We start from the raw sequence: 19,185 nt of genomic DNA, 5'->3' as shown, positions 1-19,185 counted from the left end.
GTTTCGTCAAAAGGACACCCCTCTGATGTACGGGGGGTGTACAGAGGGTGTACAGGTTGTGCCCCCCGTTTTCCGCCTTTACGCAGCCCCGATCAGGGGCTTCACCACGGCGCGGGTCTGACGCAGCACCCGGTCTTTCAATTCATCCAAGGTAAAGGTTTCGTCGATTGAATACTCGGTGAACATGGCGTTCAGATTGTTGAAAATCACTTCGCCCATCGCGCGGGTATCCATGTCGGCGCTCAGACGGCCGTTCTCCTGCAAGACCTCCAGCAATCCGCAGACCTGCGCACACAACCCCTTGTCCAGCGCGCGGTACCGGATCGAAAACGGCGACTGGCCTTCCTGAATGGCCGCTGCCATCGCGGTGCGCCACATTTCCTTGCTCAGGTAGACAAGCGAGTGGTCATAATAAAGGCGGGTGAGCGCCATCAGCGCCTCGACCGGGTCCTCCGGTGGATCCTTCAGGATGGAATCACCTTGCTGAAGCACTTCCTCGACCTCCATGCTGACCGTCGACAGCAACAGGTCTGCTTTTGTTTTGAAGTAGTTATAGAAGGTGCCAACTGAAACTTCCGCGCATTCGGCGATCTGGTTGATATGAACTTCCTGATATCCGCTCTGCTTAAAAAGTAGGCTTGAGGCGGTGAGAATGCGTCTGCGACGATCAGCTTTCTGTTTTTCTCTCAACCCGGCCATAGGCTTGTCCTTGTGTTTGAAAATTAGCGTTGACTACAAAACTGAACCAGTTCAACTTTTTTCTTCAGTAAGCGCGTGTAAAGCGTTTCAAACAACCGGGAGCTGCCTAAATGTACCTCAAATCTACCACCGCCCTGACTGTCGCCGCGCTGACGCTGGCCGCCACGCCGTCGCTGGCCGCCGAGGATCTGAACGCGCTGATCTGGTGCGACCACGCCGATCCGAAACTTCTCGAACCCTTTGAAGAGGCACATGGAATCCGGGTCAACGTCAAGGAATACGAAGGCACCGCCGCCGGTCTTGCGCTGCTGGAACAAAGCCGTCCGGGCGACTGGGACGTGATGGTGATCGATGGTGTCGACGTGGGCCGTCTGGTCGAACGCGACCTTGCCGAACCCCTCCCGGTCGAAGAGATGCACACCGGCGATTACTTCCCGCAGATCGTGCTGGAAGACAACAACACCGTCGATGGTGTCACCTATGGGGTGACGGAGAAATTCGGTTATAATACAATCGCTTACAACAAGGCCAATGTCGATCCCGCCGATATGGAATCGATGAAGGCGCTGTGGTCGGGTAAGTATGACGGTCGCATTGCGATCTATGATTACTACCTGCCGGTCATTGGCCTCGTCGGCATGGCACAGGGCGTCGATACGGCCGATCTCAACGCCGACAACCTCGAAACGCTCCGTGAGCCGCTGATGAGCCTTAAGGCCGCGTCGCGTCAGGTCTCGGACGTTGTCGCCAGCCAGACTTCTCTCGCCACCGATGAGGTCGACATCCTCGTCGGCGGTGGCGAATGGCTGACCGCCGTGCTGAACGCCGACAATCCGGATCTCGACTGGACCATCCCCGAAGAGGGCGGCCTGCTCTGGAGCCAGTCTCTCGTCGTGCTGAAGGACAGCGAAAACAAGGAGATGGCCGTCGAGTTCGTGAAATACGTGACCTCGCCCGAAGGTCAGGCGCGTCTGGCGACTTCGGAATGCTACTGGGGGATGCCCGCCAACTCCAAGACCGCCGATGTCCTCAGCGACGACGAAAAGGCGGTTCTGCGCTGGGACGATCAGGCAACCTATCTCGAGCGCGCCCAGCTCTACCCGGTACTGGATGCCGATCTCGACTCGGCGATGCAGGACCTCTGGACCGATATGATCCAGAACTGATCCATGCGCATCGAAGCACATGAAAAGAAGGTGGGGGTCACGCTTGTGGCTCCCGCATTGCTTTGGACGCTGGCGTTCTTTCTCATCCCTTTCGCGGCGATGGTCTGGCTCAGCTTTTCCCATATGGAAGGGCGCGATATCGTGCCCGGTCCCGATTTCGGTAACTATATTAAGATCTTCACCGATGACTCGCTGTTTCGCGGCATTGTCGTTTCGCTTGAGATCACGCTGACCGTCACGGTGATTTCCGTTCTGCTCGCATGGCCGCTGGCGTGGATCATCGCCATGCGCGTGCCGAAACGCTGGCAACGGCTCGCGCTGATGCTCGCGGTGCTGCCGTTCTGGACCTCATACGTCGTGCGCTCCTACGCATGGGCGCTGGTGCTGGGGCAAAAGGGCGTGGTGATGGATTTCCTGACCGGCATCGGGCTGCTTGCCGAACCGATCCAGATCATGGCGACCCGGTCCGCCACAGTCATTGGTTTCGTGCATTTCTTCGTGATGCTGCTGACCCTGACGATCTACGCGAACCTCGTCCAGCTCTCGCCAAACTACATGCGCGCGGCGCAGGACCTTGGTGCCTCTGCATGGCAGACGATCCGTCTGGTCGTGATACCGCTGACCCTGCCGGGCGTCATCACCGGTGCCTTCCTGACCTTTGTCCTCTGCATCGGCGATTACATCACCCCGCAGATTCTTGGCGGCAATAACGAACTAACCATGCCGCAGCTCATCATGCTGCAACTAGGGCGTCGCGGCGATTTCCCGATGGCCTCGGCGCTGTCGGTAGTCCTTATGGCCATCGTGACGCTGGCCTATGCGGGCTGCGCACGCTGGCTCAGAATGGATCGTGTCTGATGCGCTATCTGTCGTGGATCTACCTTGTCGCCTGTTTCATCTTCATCCTGCTGCCCGTCGGCGTTCTGGTGGTTTTCTCCTTTCAGGACGGTCGTTTGCCCGTGCCGCCCTTCAATGGGCCGACGTTGAAATGGTACGCTGAAATCACCAGCGACCGCGATCTGATGGCGGCGCTGTTCAACTCGCTTCTGGTTGCGGCGATTTCCTCGCTGGTGGCGCTGTTGCTCGGGTTTCTCGCGGCCTCTGGACTGGCCCGGGTGGTCCTGCCGGGATCGACGCTGATGCGGGCGCTGCTGATCGCGCCAATGACTGTCAGCTACCTGATCATCGCGCTGGGGCTGTTGAACTATTTCAACAACATCGGCATCCGGCCTTCGCTGCTGGCAACAGGCATCGGCCATGTGGTCATCAACCTGCCGCTCTGCTTCGCGATCCTTTATGCGGCGATGGGCGAGCATCAGCGCAACGCCCTGCGGGCCGCGCGCGACCTTGGCGCAAAGGAGTGGCAGGTGCTGGCGCTGGTCTCGGCCCCGATGCTGGCCCCGGCGCTGGGGGCGGCCTTCTTCCTAGCCTTCACCTTCAGCTGGGATGAATTCATCATTGCCTTCCTGCTGACCCGGTTTGACGTGACCCTGCCGGTCGAAATCTGGTCGATGCTGCGCTCGGGGCTTTCGCCCGCGACAAATGCGGTCGGCTCGCTGGTCTTCCTTGTCTCGGTGGCCGTGGTCGTGCTGCTCGAACTCACCCTGTTCAGAAAGGTCGGAAAATGACGGCTGACGTATCCATCACCGGCGTGCGCCAGGAATTCGGCGATTTCACAGCGCTGCATGAAATCGACCTGAAGATCGAGGTCGGCGAATTCGTTGTGTTGCTTGGGCCTTCGGGCTGCGGCAAGACCACGCTTTTGTCGATCCTCGGCGGGTTTCTCAGCCCCACCGCCGGCGCCGTCAAAATCGGCGGCAAGGATATGGCCGGAGTCGTGCCGCGCGCCCGCCCGACGACCACGATGTTTCAGGACTATGCGCTGTTTCCGCATATGTCGCTGCTCGACAATGTCGCCTTCGGATTGCGGATGCGCGGTATGTCCCGCCGCGAGCGCAATGCGAAGGCGCGGGAAATGCTCGATATGGTTGGGCTGGCCGATCAGGCCAAACGCCGCCCGCATGAACTCTCTGGCGGCCAACGCCAGCGGGTCGCCCTGGCCCGCGCGCTGGCGGTTTCGCCCGATCTTCTGCTGCTCGACGAGCCGCTCGGCGCGCTCGACCTCAAACTGCGCCGCCAGATGCAGGATGAGCTCAAGGCGATCCAGCGCAAGGTCGGCACCACCTTTGTCCATGTCACACACGATCAGGAAGAGGCGATGGCCATCGCCGACCGGATCGTCGTGATGAACCAGGGCCGGATCGAACATTGCGGTACGCCGGAGGAGGTCTACCTGACGCCGCAAACCTTGTTCACCGCGAATTTCATGGGTGAAATCAACACGCTTCAGGTGCGCAAGGCCGGGCAGGGGGTCGACAGCCCGCTTGGGGCGCTGAAGCTTGAACCGACAAACGGTACGCTTTGTCTCCGCCCGGAAAACGTCGGCCTCTCCGGTCCGCTCGACCTTGGGCAGGCGGTGCTACAGGACATGGCGTTTTTCGGTTCGCATCTGCGCTGCCACTTCCGTCCCGTCACCGCCCCCGAGATGATCCTGACCGCCAATCTGCCGCAGGGCACCCGGCTACAAACCGGGGATCAGGTGCATCTTTTTGGCAATTCCCCCGTTCTGATCGCCGAGGAGGCCGCATGAACCGCGCACAACCGCAAGACTGGTACCGTCTGCAGACCAAGGGCGATGGCATCACCCTGATTGACGAGCCGCATATCGAGGAATTCTACCGCTGCAACATATGGCACGTCCGGGGCCGTGATGGCGATATGCTGGTCGACAGTGGCATGGGTGTGGTCAGCCTGCGCACATGGGTGCCGCTGGTCACCGAACGCCCGCTCGAAGCGGTCGCGAGCCACACCCATTTCGACCACATCGGCTGTCACCATGAATTCGACTGTCGCAGCTGTCACGAGGCCGAGGCCGCCATCCTTGCCGACCCGACGCGTGCCGCCACGCTCGCCGATCCTTATGTGACGGATGAGATTTTCACGACCCTCCCGCCGGAACCTTATGAAAGCGCCCGTTACGCGGTGAAATCCGCACCGGCGACGCGTATCCTGCAGGATCGCGACCGGGTCGATCTTGGCGATCGCAGCTTTGAGGTGATCCACACGCCCGGCCACAGCCCCGGCGGCATTGCGCTGTGGGAGGAAGCCTCGGGCATCCTGTTTTCCGGCGATATCGTCTATGACGGCCCGCTGATCGAGGACACCTACCACGCGAATGCCGAGGATTATGTCGCCTCGATGAAACGGCTGCTGGACCTGCCGGTTCGTGTTGTGCATGGCGGTCATTTCGCCTCATATGGCGGCGAACGCCACCGCGAGATCATCCGCAACTGGCTGGAAAGCAAGGGACTATGATGGATCATCTGAAATTCTATATCGACGGGGAATGGGTTTCGCCGGTCACCCCACGCCCGCATCCGGTTGAAAACCCCGCCACGGGCGAAGAGATCGCGACCATTAGCCTTGGCAGCGCCGCCGATGTTGACAATGCCGTCGCCGCTGCATCCCGGGCCTTTGAAAGCTGGTCGATGACCCCGGTTGCCGAACGCCGCGCGCTGGTCGAGAAATTCCTCGAGATCTACGACCGTCGCTTCGAGGAGATGGCCCAGACCATCACCGCCGAACTCGGCGCGCCCATCACCATGAGCCGCGAACAGCAGGCCGATACCGGCTCTGGCCACACACGCGGTTTCCTTGATGCGCTTGTCGAGGTCATCTGGGAAGAAAAGCTGACCAACGGCGATACGCTTAGCCGCGAACCCATCGGTGTCGTCGGGCTGATCACGCCATGGAACTGGCCGATGAACCAGATCGCGCTTAAGGTCATCCCGGCGCTGCTTACGGGCTGCACCTGCGTGCTGAAGCCTTCGGAAAACACGCCGCTGAACGCGCTGCTCTGGGCCGAAATGATGCATGAGGCCGGTTTTCCCCCCGGTGTATTCAACCTTGTGAACGGCGACGGCCCGGAGGTCGGCTCAGCCATGTCGAAACATCCCGATATCGCGATGATGTCCTTTACCGGCTCCACCCGCGCAGGCACGGCGGTAACGGTGGATGCCGCGCCGACAGTCAAGCGGGTGACGCTGGAACTGGGCGGCAAAAGCCCGAACATCATCTTTGCCGATTGCGACCTGGAAGATCGCGTCGCGGGCGGTGTGCTTGAAGTGATGAACAACACCGGCCAAAGCTGCGACGCCCCGACCCGGATGCTGGTCGAGCGCTCGGTCTATGACAAGGCGGTCAAGATCGCGGGCAAAACGGCAGCGGCAACCGAGGTTGGCGACCCGACGCAAGAGGGCGACCATATCGGCCCGCTGGTCTCGGCCCTGCAATGGGACCGGGTTCAGGCGCTGATCGAGGCGGGCATCGCCGAAGGCGCACGTCTGGTCACCGGCGGCGCGGGCAAGCCCGATGGCATGAATGCCGGGCACTGGGCGCGTCCGACGATCTTTGCCGATTGCACCCCGGAAATGCGCGTCTGGCGCGAGGAGATCTTTGGGCCCGTCATTTCGATGATGCCCTTCGATACCGAGGAAGAGGCCATTCAATTGGCCAATGACACCGATTACGGGCTGGCCGCCTATCTCCAGACCAATGACATGGTGCGCGCGCGCCGTGTGATGCGCCAGCTTCGCGCCGGCAATGTGCATCTGAACGGGGCGGGCGTGAACTACGGCAGCCCGTTCGGCGGCTTCAAGAGTTCGGGCAACGGGCGTGAAGGCGGCCTGCCTGGGCTGGAAGATTACCTTGAAATCAAAATGTTGCACGGCATCTGACAGGAAATCCGCTGCGTCCCCGACCACAAGGGGCGCGGCCTTACTGCGGTGCCGTTACCCGGCCGTGGATACGTTCGCGCAACCCTTGCATAAGCCGATAAAACACCGGGCCAAAGATGGTACCCGCGACCGCCGCCGCGATGGATCCGCCAAAGACCGCGATCCCCAGCGACACCCGGCTTGCCGCCCCGGCACCGCTTGCGATCACCAGCGGATAGACCCCGACCGCAAAGGCCAGAACCGTCATCATCACCGGACGGAACCGCAGCCGCGCAGCCTGCATGGCGGACTCATGCAGGCTCAGCCCGGCGCTTTCCCGCTGTTGCTTGGCGAATTCGACGATCAGGATCGCGGTCTTGGCGGCCAGCGCGATCAGCATCAGCAATCCGATCTGCCCGTACAGGCTCACCGGTTGCCCCGCGACCCGCAGCGCGATCAGCGCCCCGAGGATGGCGAACGGCACGGTCAGCAGCACCGCGATCGGCGTCAAAAAGCTTTCGTACAGCGCGGCGAGGAATAGGAAGGTAAAGATCAGCGACAGCCCCAGCGCGATGGGAATCGCATTGCCAGATTTGCGCTCTTCGAAGGAGGAATCCGTCCACTCGTACCGGAACCCGGGCGGCATCGCGCCTTGGGCGATCTCCTCCATCCGGTCCATCGCCGCGCCGCTGCTGAACCCGCCGCCGGTATTGGCGACCCCGGTGATCGTGGCCGAGTTGTAGGTGTTATAACGATAGAGAACATCTGGCCCGAATGACGGTTCCGCCGTCACGATGGTGCTGATCGGCACAAGTTCGCCATTGCGGTTGCGCAGGTACAAGAGATCCAGCGCGCGCTCATTCTGCCGGAATGGTGCGTCCGCCTGAAGCATCACACGATAAGATTTCCCGAACATATTGAAATCGTTCACGTAAAGGGCGCCCAGCTGGGTCTGCAGCGTCAGGAAGATATCCGAAATATTGACGCCCAGCGTCTTGGCCCTTTCCCGGTCCATCTGAAGGTTCATCTGCGGTGAATCCACCTTGAACGTCGAAAAGGCTCGAAGGATCTCGTCCGACGCATTCGCCGGGGCGAGCAGACCGCCAAGCGCCGCGTTCAACTCTTCGGGTCCGCGTCCCTGCGTGTCTTCCAGCACAAAGGAAAAGCCCTGCACGGTGCCCAGCCCCGGAATGGCGGGCGCGCCGAACACGATCACCTGCGCCTCGGGCATGGCCGCAAACATCTGCTGGTATTTCTGCTGCAGGAACAACTGGCTCTGTTCTGGGTCCTCGCGTTCTTCCCAAGGTTTCAGCTTTGCGATGATCATGCCGGTGTTCGACTGCAGGGCGGTGTTCAGGATCGAATAGCCGTTTACTGACAGCACGTTTTCGATGTTCTCATCCTCGCCAAGGATGTCGGTCAGCCGGTCCATTACCACTTCGGTCCGATTGAGCGACGCGCCTCCCGGCAATTGCACATCCACGATGAAAAATCCCTTGTCCTCCGTGGGGATGAAACTCGATGGCGCGGTGGTGAAAAGGTAATAGAGCGCCGCAAACAGCCCGGCCACGCAGAGCAGCGCGATCACGAGGTATCTGGTGAGGAAATCGACCAGCCCCACGTATTGCCGGGTGATCCAGTCAAAGCCGCGGTTGAACTGCCGGATGACGATATTGGGCTTCATCCCCGGTTTCATCAGCACCGAGGCCAGCGCGGGGCTGAGCGTCAGTGCGTTGACCATCGAAATCAGCACGGACACCGTCAGCGTGGCCCCGAATTGCGCGAACATGCGCCCGGTGATCCCCGGCAAGAGCAACGTGGGCCCGAACACCGCCACCAGTACCATGGAGGTCGCGACAATCGGACCGGCCACTTCATCCATCGCCATTTTCGTGGCTTCGGCCGGTGTCAGGTCAGGGTTTTCATGCAGGATACGCTCGACATTTTCCACCACGATAATCGCGTCATCGACCACGATGGCAATCGCGAGGATGAGCGCAAAGAGCGTCACGGTGTTGATCGTCATCCCGAAAGCGTAGAGCACCGCCAGCGTGCCGATAATCGACACCGGCACTGCAATCGTCGGAATAAGCGTCGCGCGGATCGTGCCGAGAAAAATATAGGTCACGAGGATCACCAGCCCGATGGTGAAAATCATCGTAATCACCGTTTCCTCGAGCGATGCCGAGATGAACAGCGTGGTGTCATGTCCAACGACATAATCCACGCCTTCGGGAAAATTGACCTTCAACTCCTCCATCCGCGATTTCACCGCTTCGGCCACGGCAAGCGAATTGGCCTCGCCCAACTTGTAGATCGCGAGCAGCACACCGGGGCCGTTGTTGAACTCGCCATAGCCCTTGTAGGCAAATGCCCCAAGCTCAATCCGCGCCACGTCGCGCAGCCGCACGATAGACCCTGACTCATCCGCGCGCAGCACGATATCGCCGAATTCTTCGGGATTCTGCACCCGTCCCCGCGCGGTCAGCACATATTGAAACTGGGTTTCCTCGGGCGCGGGGGCGGCGCCCAGCTGACCCACTGCCGCCTGCACGTTCTGTTCCTTGATCGCGGCAACGATGTCATTGACGGTCAGGTTGCGATTGGCCATCGCCACCGGATCAAGCCAGGCTCGCAACCCGTAATCCAGCGCACCGATGATCTCGGCGGCGCTGACGCCGGGCAGGCGGCCAAGGTCGCCAGCCACGTTGATCGAAGCATAGTTGGACAGGAAAACACCGTCATACCTGTCATCCGGCGACACGATATTCACCACCATAAGGATGTCGGGGTTTCTTTTTCGCACCTTTACGCCGCGTTGACGCACCTCGGCAGGCAGGCCCGGTTCGGCGAGCGCAACACGGTTCTGCACATCGACCTGCGCCAGATCCGCGTCCACGCCGACCTCGAACGTGACGGTCAGCGTATAGCTGCCATCGCTCGCGGATTTCGAAGACATATAGACCATGCCCTCGGCCCCGTTGACCTGATCCTCGATCGGCGCGCCGACCGTGTCGATCACCGTCTGGGCATCGGCACCGGGATAATTCGCCCGCACCACGACCTTGGGCGCGGTGATATCCGGGTATTGGTCAATCGGCATCACCTGCAGGGCAAGCAACCCAAAAAGGGTGATCAGCATCGAAATGACAAAGGCGAACTTGGGGCGGCGGATGAAAAAGGATGGTCCCATCTCGTGTCTTCCCTTTTCGCGCTGGTCAGCCTTCGAACGGTTTCGGCGTGACGACAAGACCCGGGCGCATATTTTGCAGCCCCTCGACGACAACCACATCGCCCTCTGACAGCCCCTTCTGCACCGTCCATGACGCCTCATGCCGGATACCTAGGGTCACGTTGCGCCGGGCAACACCGCCATCCGCGCCGACCACCCAAACGAAATGCCCGATCTGGTCGAAACTGACGGCCCGTTGCGGCACCAGCGGCGCGCTGATCGGATCTATCACGGCGCCCCGGATCGTCACGTTCTCACCGGGGAGCAACGTCCCGTCGGGATTGGGAAAGACGATGCGCGCCGAAATCGTACCGGTGCTGGCGGTGGCCGTGTTATCCCAGTTTTCAAACGTGCCGGTATGCAGATAGACCGAGCCGCCGGGCAGGATGATATGCAACTCGAGTGGTGGAATGCTTGCACCGCGTTCGGTCAGTTCCAGCCGTCTGGCAAGGAACTCAAAGTAGTTGGCCTGATCGACCGCACCCACCGCGTAGATCGGATCGAGCGAAACGATTTCGGCCAGCGGCGCGGGCAGGGTCGGGTCGGAAGGGCCGATGATATCGCCGACCGAATAGTTCGGGGCCGAGATCCGCCCGGCAAAAGGCGCGTTGATCCGGGTTTCTTTTAAATCGTTCTTTGCCCGTTCCAGCTTGGACTCGGCGATTGAGAGCTCGGCGTCGCTCACATCCGCCTGCGCCTCGACATACTCAAGCTCGCGCCTCGACACAGTATTGCTGGCCACCAGCCGTTGCGCCCGGTCCAGATCGAGCGAGACCTTTAGCGCATTGGCCTTGGTCTCCTTTAGATTGGCCTCTGCCTCGGCCACCGCGATGTCAAAATCTGTTGTATCCAGTTCCGCCAGCAGATCGCCTTTTCCGACGACTTCACCGGCGGTGAAATGGATCGCCGTGATGCGGGACCGGATAAAGGGGCGGACCGAATGGGTCTGGATCGCTTCGATGCGGGCAGGGTGCTGAAAGGTAGGGCGGATATCCTGCACGCTGACGGTTGTGGTCAGCACCACCGGGCCCTCGGCCTCCTGTGCGGTAGTCGCGACCGGGAATCCGGTGAGGCAGAAGAGGACAATCAGTCTTTGAAAACAGGTCTTCATCGGGATACCCCGTAGAAAGTGCTGTCAAAATAACTCTACCTTAAGTTGATTAGCCCACGGTATCAAATCCAGCGCATAAGCCAATCCATTTTGTTAGCCTTTTTTACCCGCCTTGTAATTCGGGGGCAGGAGGCCGGCCGTGTTGGTCAACCATGGCAGGCACACCGGACCTATGCCCAAAGCGCAGGAAAAGTCTGCTTATACACCAGTCTGACGACACGGTGCCACGTAAAGTTCGCGCGCCCAGCGAGACAGGCCTAGAAATGAATGGCCGATCACGGCCATCCGAAAGCATCATTTCAGGTTCGTAGTCCAATTGCTTTGCGCCTGTCAGGGTCTCACGGCATCGACGGTCTGATTGATCTCCCTCTCCGTGTTGAACGAATGCACGGACAGGCGAACCAAGGCCTCCAGACCATGCGCCTCGAAATCCGTCCGGGCCATCTCCACACGCGACACGGAGGCCATGATCCGTCGCTCGGCCAGGCGCGCCACGGTGGCATCCGCCGGTTCGAAAGTGCAGTGGAAGCTCACGATCCCGCACCTTCGATCCCCCGGATCGTGCAGCCTTACGCCCGACATTTCCGACAGGCGGGTGCGGAGGGTGTCGGCCAAACCCCCGATGCGCCGCGCGATGCGGTCAATGCCGACATCCCGGGCGTAGCGGATTGCTCTTCCAAGGCCGATCTGCCCCGCGACATGGCGTTCGAAGGTTTCGAAGCGGCGGGCGCCAGGCGCGAGGTCGTAGTGATCCGCGCCCGACCACCGCGCCGCGGCGAGATCGATCATCGGCGGATCGAGCGTTTCAGCAAAGTCGCGTTGGACATAGAGAAACCCGGTGCCGCGCGGACCGCGCAGGAATTTCCGGCCGGTCGCCGAGAGCATGTCGCACCCGATCCGCTGTACGTCGATGGGGATCTGCCCAACGGACTGGCAGGCATCCAGCAGGTAGGGAATGCCGTGGCGGCGGGCCACCGCGCCCACGGCCTCGGCCGGATTCACGAGGCCGCAATGGGTGGGCACATGGGTCAGCGCGATCAGCCGGGTGCGCGGGCCGATCATCGCCTCGAGCGCGGCAACATCCACCTGTCCCGTCTCGTCCGACGGGGCTTGATCCACGACGATCCCGAGCCGCTGCGCCACCTGCAAGAAAGCCAGCATGTTCGAGGCGTATTCGGCGGCCCCATGGGTGAGCACCCGGTCACCCTCCGCCCACGGCAGCGCATGGAAGGCCATGTCCCATGCGCGAGTCGCGTTCTCGACGAAGGCGATCTCGTCCGGAGCGGCGTTCAGAAGACCTGCGGTTTCGTCGTAAAAAGCCGCCAGCGCCTCGGCTGCGGTTTCGGCGGCAGCGTAGCCACCGATGCGGCGCTCGAGGTCGAGATGCGCGGTCACCGCCTGGTGCACGGGGTCCGGGCTGGGCGAAGCCCCGGCGTTGTTGAGATGGATCACGCCGGCGCAAGAGGGCGTGTCGGCGCGCAGGGCGCCGACGTCGATCTCGTTGGTCAAATCGGGGGTCATGCCGCTTCCTCCACTCGAACCTCTTTCAGACGCGCTGCGATCTGGTCGAGATGGGTGTCGCAAGTCCCGCAGCACCCGCCCCATATGTCCATCTTCGGAAAGCGCCGGGCTACATCCGCCATCTGCCGACCCAGTTCCTCCGGGTCGCCCTCCTCAAGATGGCCAAGCTTGCAGAGCGCGATCTTGTCCATCTTGGCGGCATTGGGCCGGATGCAGCGCAGCCGGTCCTGCCAGCCGCCGGGCGTGAGGGCGGGTTCGAACTCCATCGGATGCGAACAGTTCAGTGCGTAGAACGCCGGGTACCCGTCGCTGTCCCGTTCGATAGCCTCGATGGTCTCCGGCAGGCTCGCGCCGGTGGCCAGCCGGGAATCCGAACCCAGCGAAAAGGACAGCGCCAGCGGCATGTCGAGGGCGCGCGCCGCGCGGGTCACGCCGCGCGCCTCGGCCGGATTATTGAAAGTCACGGCCCAGGCAAGGTCGGCGCCAGCCCGCTTCAGCGTTTCGAGTTGCACCGCATGGTAATCCTCGGCCGCCGCCTCTGTCATCGTCCGGTTCAGGCTGTAGGCGTCGCCGCGGGGGCCGAGATAACCGACCAGCCGGGCATCCGCGATCTGGCCATCGTATTCCCGGGCCATCTGCCGCAGGAAGTCGATGGCCCCGATATTGGCGTCGGCCAGTCCTTCGGTCGAGTAGCCGAGCAGCGCGCCCCAATCGGCGCTGGCGCGGTAATCAAAGCCACCGATCAGCGCTGCCATGTCGTGGCGCGCGGCCACGTCGAGATACCGACGGTACATGCCACGTATCGTCTCGGCCGCCTTCGGGTCCTCAAGCAAAGGGAACATGGCGAACTGGGGCAGTTCGTAACCCCATTTGTACATGATCTCGGTCTCGATGCCGCCTTCGGTCAGCCAGGTCAGGCCCGGCACTCTCGGCGGGATGTCGTGGTATGTCATGGTAGTGCTCCTATCGGCGGATTCCGGCGACCGGCGCCTCATTGGAAAGGCCGATGTCGCGCAGAATATGGGGAGGAAGGTCGCGTCGCAGGCTCTCTTCGAGGCGTTGCTGCTGGCGATGCCGGCGCTCGGCCAGAAACCTGTCGATGAAACGTCGAACGGGTATGTCGCGGATCAGATGTATGGCGGTTTTCATGGGGTCTGTCCTTTCAGGTCCGGAAGGGCGCTACGCGCCGCTTGCGGAACGGCTATCTTGATCCGTGAATGACGCGGCCGTCGGGAGAGAAGGCGGCGGACCGCTCGTCCCGCAGGAGGTTGCGGCCTTCCGAGGCGTATTGACCCGAGGCCTGGAGTGCTGCGAAGACGCCAACGACCATCGCGGAAGGTGGGGCCAGATAGGAGCCGGGCAGGAAAAGAGGGGAAGTGTGGTGCATTGCATCGATCCTTGTGCAAAGCGTCGCCCCGGGGATCGAAGCGACTGGTCAAGGAATGGACCTTAGCGGCCCGCAAGGATAGAATTCCGGTGGTCCAGTCAGGCCATGGAAAAATTACAAATTAATTCAATGCGCTGCACCGCGGTCGTCTGGGCCCGAATTCTTTTGGACCGGCAAAACTGCACTTCTGGTGCAGTAGGATGTGGAGGACGAACATGGCGCAGACCAAGCCCAGCACGCGTGAGCGGCTGCTCGACATCGCCGAGGCGGGCGTTCTCGCCAAGGGCTTCGGCGCCACCTCGATCGAGGAAATCATCTCCGAGGCCGGCATTTCGAAGAACGGGTTTTTCTATCATTTCCGCGACAAGAATGAACTCGCGCGCGCGTTGCTGCAACGCTATCTCGACACCGAGGAGGCGCTGCTGGACGATATCTTCGGCCGTGCGCGCGAATTGCACGGTGACCCGCTGCATTCCTTCCTGATCGGGTTGAAGCTGCTGTCCGAGATGATGGCGGATCTGCCGAACGGGCATCCCGGGTGTCTGGTCGCGACCTTCACCTACTCTGAGCGCATGTTTGACCGCGACGTGCGGGAACTGAACAGGAATGCCGTCCTTATCTGGCGCGCGCGGTTTCTCAAGATGCTCGAAGAGATCGCGGCAACCTATCCGCCGCGCGATGATGTGGACCTGCGGTCCTTGGCCGACATGATCTCCAACACGGTCGAAGGCGGCATCGTGCTGTCAAAGGCCGTCGGGCAGCCGCAGATCCTTGCGGAACAGCTGCTGCTGCTTCGGTCCTATGTCCGGCTTCTTTTCGAACCGGTCCAAACGCAGGTGGCACCAGCCAACTGAACCACAGGTGCAGACAGGGCTGCGATGCGGCGACGGCCGGTGCTGGGCGGTGCGTTGTCTTCGCCATGCAAGCGCATGTTTATAAATGCGAAAATAGCTTTTATCGAAGTTCGGACCATGGGTGAAATATGTCTGCGCCGCGACTTCGGCGAGAAGTATGTCATGCCCCGGCCAATCGGACGGAGTACGAAACCGCCCGGCATCCGGGCCTCTTCCCGAACTGGAGATATACGTGAACTTCAAAACCATCATCGTCACCGCGGCCCTGTCCGTGACCCTTCTTGCCCACGCCGCCCCGGCCAGCGCACAGGAGACCGCCACCGAAGCCTTTGCCGAGATCGAACGTGCTTTCGGGTTCGTCCCGAGCTTCTTCAAGGTCTATCCCGAGCACGGGGTGGCTGCCGCCTGGAGGCTTACACGGGACCTCGAGATTTCGCAGACGACCGAGCTGTCGGCGCGAGAGAAGGCCCTGATCAACATCGCCGTCGCAGCGCAGATCCCCTGCCAGTTCTGTGTCTTTGCCGACACCCAGGCCGCGAAGGCCGCCGGTGCCACTGATGGCGAGATCCGCGAAGCAGTGGCGCAGGCCGCCCTGACCCGTCATTGGAGTACCATCATGAACGGTATGCAGGTGGACTTCGCCGACTTCCGTGAGGAATTCGGCGATTGAAAGGAGATCGAGGGGCCCGCGACTTTAGTCGCGGGTCCTCTGTCTCGCCAAAGATGGTGAGTCCGTTGCTTCGCCGTCCTTGCTGAAATGAGACCCCCTCGCACGTCGAGCGAACGTAAGCGACTTGCACGGCGCAATCTGACGATCTGCATTGCGACCACGGCTAGCACCGGGCGCGCAGCGTACGTCAGAAAAGTCCGCTGTGCGAACCACCACGATTTGCAAACATCCCCTTAATTTTCAGCCCTAAGTCTCTAGAGAAACACGCATAGCACCCCTTCTGACTTCGACATCCTTTTCCAACAACGGGTCGAACGTCGGCAAACCTCCGCTTGGGCAACCGCGGTCGTTCTGGCTTTTGAGATAATTATGAATAACCTCTGGTTGTGTTTAGCACGTCTGAATGAATTGAGATGGGTACCGGGTCCGCCATGCACTGAGGGAGACCCGAATGGATGGGAGACAGAGAATGATCCGCAGATTTCTGGCAGTCGGCTGCTGCCTTGGTCTTGTCGCCTGCAATGATTACGACGAGGCCACAACCTTTGCCACGCCCACCGAATTCGAAGCCATGCGTCAGCCCTGCATTGATCAGGCCGCCACGCTGACCTCGATCCCGGCCGACCAGATTACCGTCAGCAGTGAAATCGAAACCGGCGGCGGTCCCTTGCTCACCCTTGACGCGGCGGGCACCAGCTATTCCTGCCGCAAAGAGGCTGACGGTAGCGTCACGGTGTTCAGCGAATTCGCCAACTAGCCGCCGGAGTGCGCCCAGAACCGGGCTATTTCGTGCCACAGCGGCGCGTGCCACCGCATGACAAAACGCGGGCCGACAAGGGGTCGAACGCGCCCTGCGCCGCATTCCTGATCATGCGCTCCCTTATTCGCCTAAGCATGTGATCCGTCACGGAAACTGCGGCACGCCGTTCCAGCGGCATGACGCGGCTTGACGTCACTAGATTAATACTTAGGCGATCCTTCATTCTTACCGTGGTTTTGATTAAAAAAACAGCATATATCTTGACCAACGGGCGGATAGCCCGATGAATGGCGGCACCAAAAACGGCTTAGAAATAAAAAAAGTGCCGAACCGTCAATATACGACAGAGGAGTATAATTTATGAAAATCAAGACCTTGCTGGTCAATATGACCTGCGCGCTCGGGCTGGCTCTTGCCGGTTCGGCCTCGGCGCAGGAAGAGGGGGGCAACTTTGTCTACCTTGTTCAGCCCGAGCCGCCGTCGCTGGCGTCATTCCTGTCGACTTCGGGCCCGATCGGTCTTGTCGCGCCCAAGATCTACGAAGGTCTGCTCGACTATGACAACGATCTGAACATCGTTCCGGCGCTGGCCGAAAGCTACGAGGTCAGCGAAGACGGCAAGACCGTGACCTTCAAGATCCGCGAAGGCGTGACCTGGCATGACGGCGAGCCGTTTACCTCGGAAGACGTGGCTTTCTCGATCATGGAAATCCTGAAAAAGGTTCACCCGCGCGGCCCGGCGTCTTTTGCCGAGGTGACTTCGGTCGATACACCCGACGACACCACCGCGATTTTCAACCTCGAGAACCCGGCGCCCTATATGCTGCGCGCGCTTTCCGGTTATGAAAGCCCGATGGTGCCCAAGCACCTGCTTGAAGGCACCGACCCGCGTAATTCCGACCTTGCCACCAACCCGGTCGGCACCGGTCCCTACGTTTTCGAGGAATGGAAAAAGGGTCAGTACATCCTGCTGACCAAGAACGAAAACTACTGGAAAGAGGGTCTGCCTTACCTGGATCGTGTTGTCGCGCGTTTCGTGCCCGACGCCTCGACCCGGACCGCGGCGATGGAAAACGGCGAAGTGATGTACGGTGCCTATGGCGCGATCCCGAACATTGACGCGGTTCGCCTGCGTGAGATGGACGGCTTCTCGGTCTCGACCGACGGTTATGCCATGATCAACCCGATGGCGCTGGTCGAATTCAACAGCACCCGCGAACCCTTCGACAAACCCGAAGTGCGCAAGGCGATCTCGCTGGCCATCGACCGGAACTTCCTGATTGACAACATCTGGTTCGGTTACGGCAAAGCGGCCACCTCGGCGCTGTCGTCCAACTTCAGCGCGACCGGTCTCTACAAGGCCGAGCCCGAAGCCTATCCGGAAAGCCCCGATGTCGACGCGGCCATCGCGCTGCTCGATGAGGCAGGTGTGACCCCCGGTGACGACGGTGTCCGCATCAAGGCGACGCTTGACCTGATCCCCTATGGCGAAGACTGGCGCCGGGCGGGCGAATACATGAAACAGGCGCTGATGCCGCTGGGTATCGAAATCGAGCTGCGCTACGAAGACGTGCCCACATGGCTCAAGCGGGTCTATCAGGACTACGATTTCGACATGACGATGAACTACTTCTACCAGCTGCCTGACCCGGTGCTGGGCGTTCACCGTCACTATGCGACCAGCCAGATCCGGCAGGGCACGCATTTCGTGAACTCGAGCCAGTATTCCAACCCGGAACTGGACGAACTGCTCGCCGCCGCCACCACAGAGGCGGATGCGGACAAGCGGGCTGAGATCTACGGTCAGGTACAGGATATTCTTGCCGAGGACATGCCGGTCATGAACCTCTTCGAAATGGAATTCCTGAACGTCTTCAACGACAAGCTGCATGGGCATGACGCCTCGGCGCTTGGCGCGTACGGCTCCTTCGACCAGGTCTGGATCGAGAAATAATCCGACCCGGATAAGACCAGGCATCGGCCCCCTCAGGGGCTGATGCACCCAATAAAGGTACCCTAAAACATGAGCCAGTCGTCCAAGCGCATCCGGTATGTGCTCAAACGTCTCTTGCAGGCGATCCCGATCATCCTTGCCATCGTCGTGCTGAACTTCTTCCTGCTGCAATTGGCCGAAGGCGACGCCGTCGACGTGCTTGCAGGCGAGGCCGGATCGGCCACCCCCGAATACATGGCCGAGCTGCGCGCCAAGTTCGGACTCGATCAGCCGCTGATCGTCCAGCTTGGGGTCTACCTCAAGAACGTGGTGATGCTGGATCTTGGCTATTCCTTCCGCCATGAAATGCCGGTCAGCCAGCTGGTTTTCGACCGCTTCATCCCGACACTCATCCTGATGAGCTCGACCATCGTCATCGCCGTCGGCTTTGGTATCATCCTTGGCCTGATCGCTGCCACCGGTCTGAACACCTGGCGCGACACGGCGATTTCCGTCTTTGCCCTGATCACCTATGCGACCCCGCTGTTCTGGGTCGGTCTGATGTTGATCGTGGTGTTCTCGCTCAATCTCGGCTGGTTCCCGACCTCGGGGATGGAGAATTTCGCGATGTTCTATTCCGGTTGGGACCGGGTCGTGGATATCGCCCATCACCTCGTTCTGCCGACGATCACGCTCTCGCTGTTTTACCTCGCGCTCTACACCCGCCTGATGCGGGCCTCGGTGCTGGAACAGCAGGGCGAGGATTACGTCACAACAGCCCGCGCCAAGGGCTTGACCGAACGCCGCATCGTTTTTGTCCACGTGTTGCGCAACGCGCTCTTGCCGGTCGTGACCATGGCGGGCGTTCAGGTCGGCGCGCTGATCGGCGGATCGGTCATCGTGGAATCCGTTTTTGCCTGGCCGGGCCTGGGTATGCTGGCCTTCGAGGCGCTGTTCTCGCGCGATCTCAACCTGTTGCTTGGCATCTTCCTGCTCTCCGCCTCCCTCGTGGTGGCCGTAAACCTGGTGGTCGATATCATCTATTCGCTGCTTGACCCGCGTATCGAGGTCTCCTGAC

At 60.8% G+C, this 19,185-nt stretch carries 18 protein-coding genes; 11 read left to right on the top strand and 7 right to left on the bottom strand.

Annotated features, from left to right (window positions below):
* Positions 1–78: 78 nt before the first annotated feature.
* Positions 79–699, bottom strand: coding sequence for a TetR/AcrR family transcriptional regulator (locus tag MF268_RS14020; RefSeq protein ID WP_238371483.1), 621 nt, complete (start codon positions 697–699; stop codon positions 79–81).
* Positions 700–809: 110 nt separating this feature from the next.
* Between MF268_RS14020 and MF268_RS14015 the strand changes: the two genes are divergently transcribed.
* From MF268_RS14015 to MF268_RS13990, 6 genes are read left to right on the top strand one after another with little or no spacing between them, the layout of a single operon-like run.
* Positions 810–1,865, top strand: coding sequence for a polyamine ABC transporter substrate-binding protein (locus tag MF268_RS14015; protein WP_238371482.1), 1,056 nt, complete (start codon positions 810–812; stop codon positions 1,863–1,865).
* A gap of 3 nt (positions 1,866–1,868) precedes the next feature.
* Positions 1,869–2,723 carry an ABC transporter permease gene (locus tag MF268_RS14010; protein ID WP_238371481.1) on the top strand — a complete coding sequence of 285 codons (855 nt, stop codon included), beginning with the start codon at positions 1,869–1,871 and terminating at the stop codon, positions 2,721–2,723.
* Positions 2,723–3,493, top strand: a complete 771-nt coding sequence (locus MF268_RS14005) for an ABC transporter permease (protein ID WP_238371480.1) — start codon at positions 2,723–2,725, stop codon at positions 3,491–3,493. The genes MF268_RS14010 and MF268_RS14005 overlap by 1 nt, the downstream gene beginning before the upstream one ends.
* Positions 3,490–4,515, top strand: a complete 1,026-nt coding sequence (locus tag MF268_RS14000) for an ABC transporter ATP-binding protein (protein ID WP_238371479.1) — start codon at positions 3,490–3,492, stop codon at positions 4,513–4,515. The genes MF268_RS14005 and MF268_RS14000 overlap by 4 nt, the downstream gene beginning before the upstream one ends.
* Entirely contained in the window at positions 4,512–5,240 is a 729-nt protein-coding gene (locus tag MF268_RS13995) for an MBL fold metallo-hydrolase (RefSeq protein WP_238371478.1), read from the top strand. Before MF268_RS14000 ends, MF268_RS13995 begins: the two co-directional genes overlap by 4 nt.
* A complete protein-coding gene (locus MF268_RS13990; RefSeq protein WP_238371477.1) occupies positions 5,237–6,661 on the top strand; it encodes an aldehyde dehydrogenase family protein in 1,425 nt (474 codons plus the stop codon). Before MF268_RS13995 ends, MF268_RS13990 begins: the two co-directional genes overlap by 4 nt.
* Before the next feature lie 40 nt (positions 6,662–6,701).
* On the opposite strand, the gene MF268_RS13985 is transcribed toward MF268_RS13990, so the two are convergent.
* From MF268_RS13985 to MF268_RS13960, 6 genes are all read right to left on the bottom strand, one after another.
* Positions 6,702–9,833 (bottom strand): efflux RND transporter permease subunit, encoded by a 3,132-nt coding sequence (locus MF268_RS13985; protein WP_238371476.1) that lies wholly within the window; start codon positions 9,831–9,833, stop codon positions 6,702–6,704.
* 25 nt (positions 9,834–9,858) lie between these two features.
* Positions 9,859–10,983, bottom strand: coding sequence for an efflux RND transporter periplasmic adaptor subunit (locus MF268_RS13980; RefSeq protein WP_238371475.1), 1,125 nt, complete (start codon positions 10,981–10,983; stop codon positions 9,859–9,861).
* 330 nt (positions 10,984–11,313) lie between these two features.
* Entirely contained in the window at positions 11,314–12,504 is a 1,191-nt protein-coding gene (locus MF268_RS13975) for an aminotransferase class V-fold PLP-dependent enzyme (protein ID WP_238371474.1), read from the bottom strand.
* A complete protein-coding gene (locus tag MF268_RS13970; protein WP_238371473.1) occupies positions 12,501–13,457 on the bottom strand; it encodes a homocysteine S-methyltransferase family protein in 957 nt (318 codons plus the stop codon). The genes MF268_RS13975 and MF268_RS13970 overlap by 4 nt, the downstream gene beginning before the upstream one ends.
* Positions 13,458–13,467: 10 nt before the next feature.
* Entirely contained in the window at positions 13,468–13,653 is a 186-nt protein-coding gene (locus MF268_RS13965; protein WP_238371472.1) for a hypothetical protein, read from the bottom strand.
* Between the two features lie 52 nt (positions 13,654–13,705).
* Positions 13,706–13,891: a hypothetical protein gene (locus MF268_RS13960; RefSeq protein ID WP_238371471.1), complete on the bottom strand. Its 186-nt coding sequence runs from the start codon at positions 13,889–13,891 to the stop codon at positions 13,706–13,708.
* 215 nt (positions 13,892–14,106) lie between these two features.
* Here MF268_RS13960 and MF268_RS13955 point away from each other — a divergent pair, with 215 nt between their 5' ends.
* The 5 genes from MF268_RS13955 to MF268_RS13935 all read left to right on the top strand — a co-directional run bounded on the left by MF268_RS13955 (position 14,107) and on the right by MF268_RS13935 (position 19,184).
* Positions 14,107–14,745, top strand: coding sequence for a TetR/AcrR family transcriptional regulator (locus tag MF268_RS13955; RefSeq protein ID WP_238371470.1), 639 nt, complete (start codon positions 14,107–14,109; stop codon positions 14,743–14,745).
* Between the two features lie 232 nt (positions 14,746–14,977).
* The gene (locus tag MF268_RS13950) at positions 14,978–15,415 is read left to right on the top strand and encodes a carboxymuconolactone decarboxylase family protein (RefSeq protein ID WP_238371469.1); all 438 of its coding nucleotides are present in this window, start codon (positions 14,978–14,980) and stop codon (positions 15,413–15,415) included.
* Between the two features lie 469 nt (positions 15,416–15,884).
* Entirely contained in the window at positions 15,885–16,172 is a 288-nt protein-coding gene (locus MF268_RS13945) for a hypothetical protein (protein ID WP_238371468.1), read from the top strand.
* 363 nt (positions 16,173–16,535) lie between these two features.
* Positions 16,536–18,128, top strand: a complete 1,593-nt coding sequence (locus MF268_RS13940; RefSeq protein WP_238371467.1) for an ABC transporter substrate-binding protein — start codon at positions 16,536–16,538, stop codon at positions 18,126–18,128.
* 69 nt (positions 18,129–18,197) lie between these two features.
* Positions 18,198–19,184, top strand: coding sequence for an ABC transporter permease (locus MF268_RS13935; protein ID WP_238371466.1), 987 nt, complete (start codon positions 18,198–18,200; stop codon positions 19,182–19,184).
* Position 19,185: the final 1 nt, after the last annotated feature.

Origin of the sequence: Heliomarina baculiformis (assembly GCF_019966545.1) — a bacterium.
Taxonomy (GTDB): Bacteria; Pseudomonadota; Alphaproteobacteria; order Rhodobacterales; family Rhodobacteraceae; genus Heliomarina; species Heliomarina baculiformis.
Note: the sequence above shows the minus strand (reverse complement) of the source record. Positions and strands in the feature narration are given on the sequence as shown.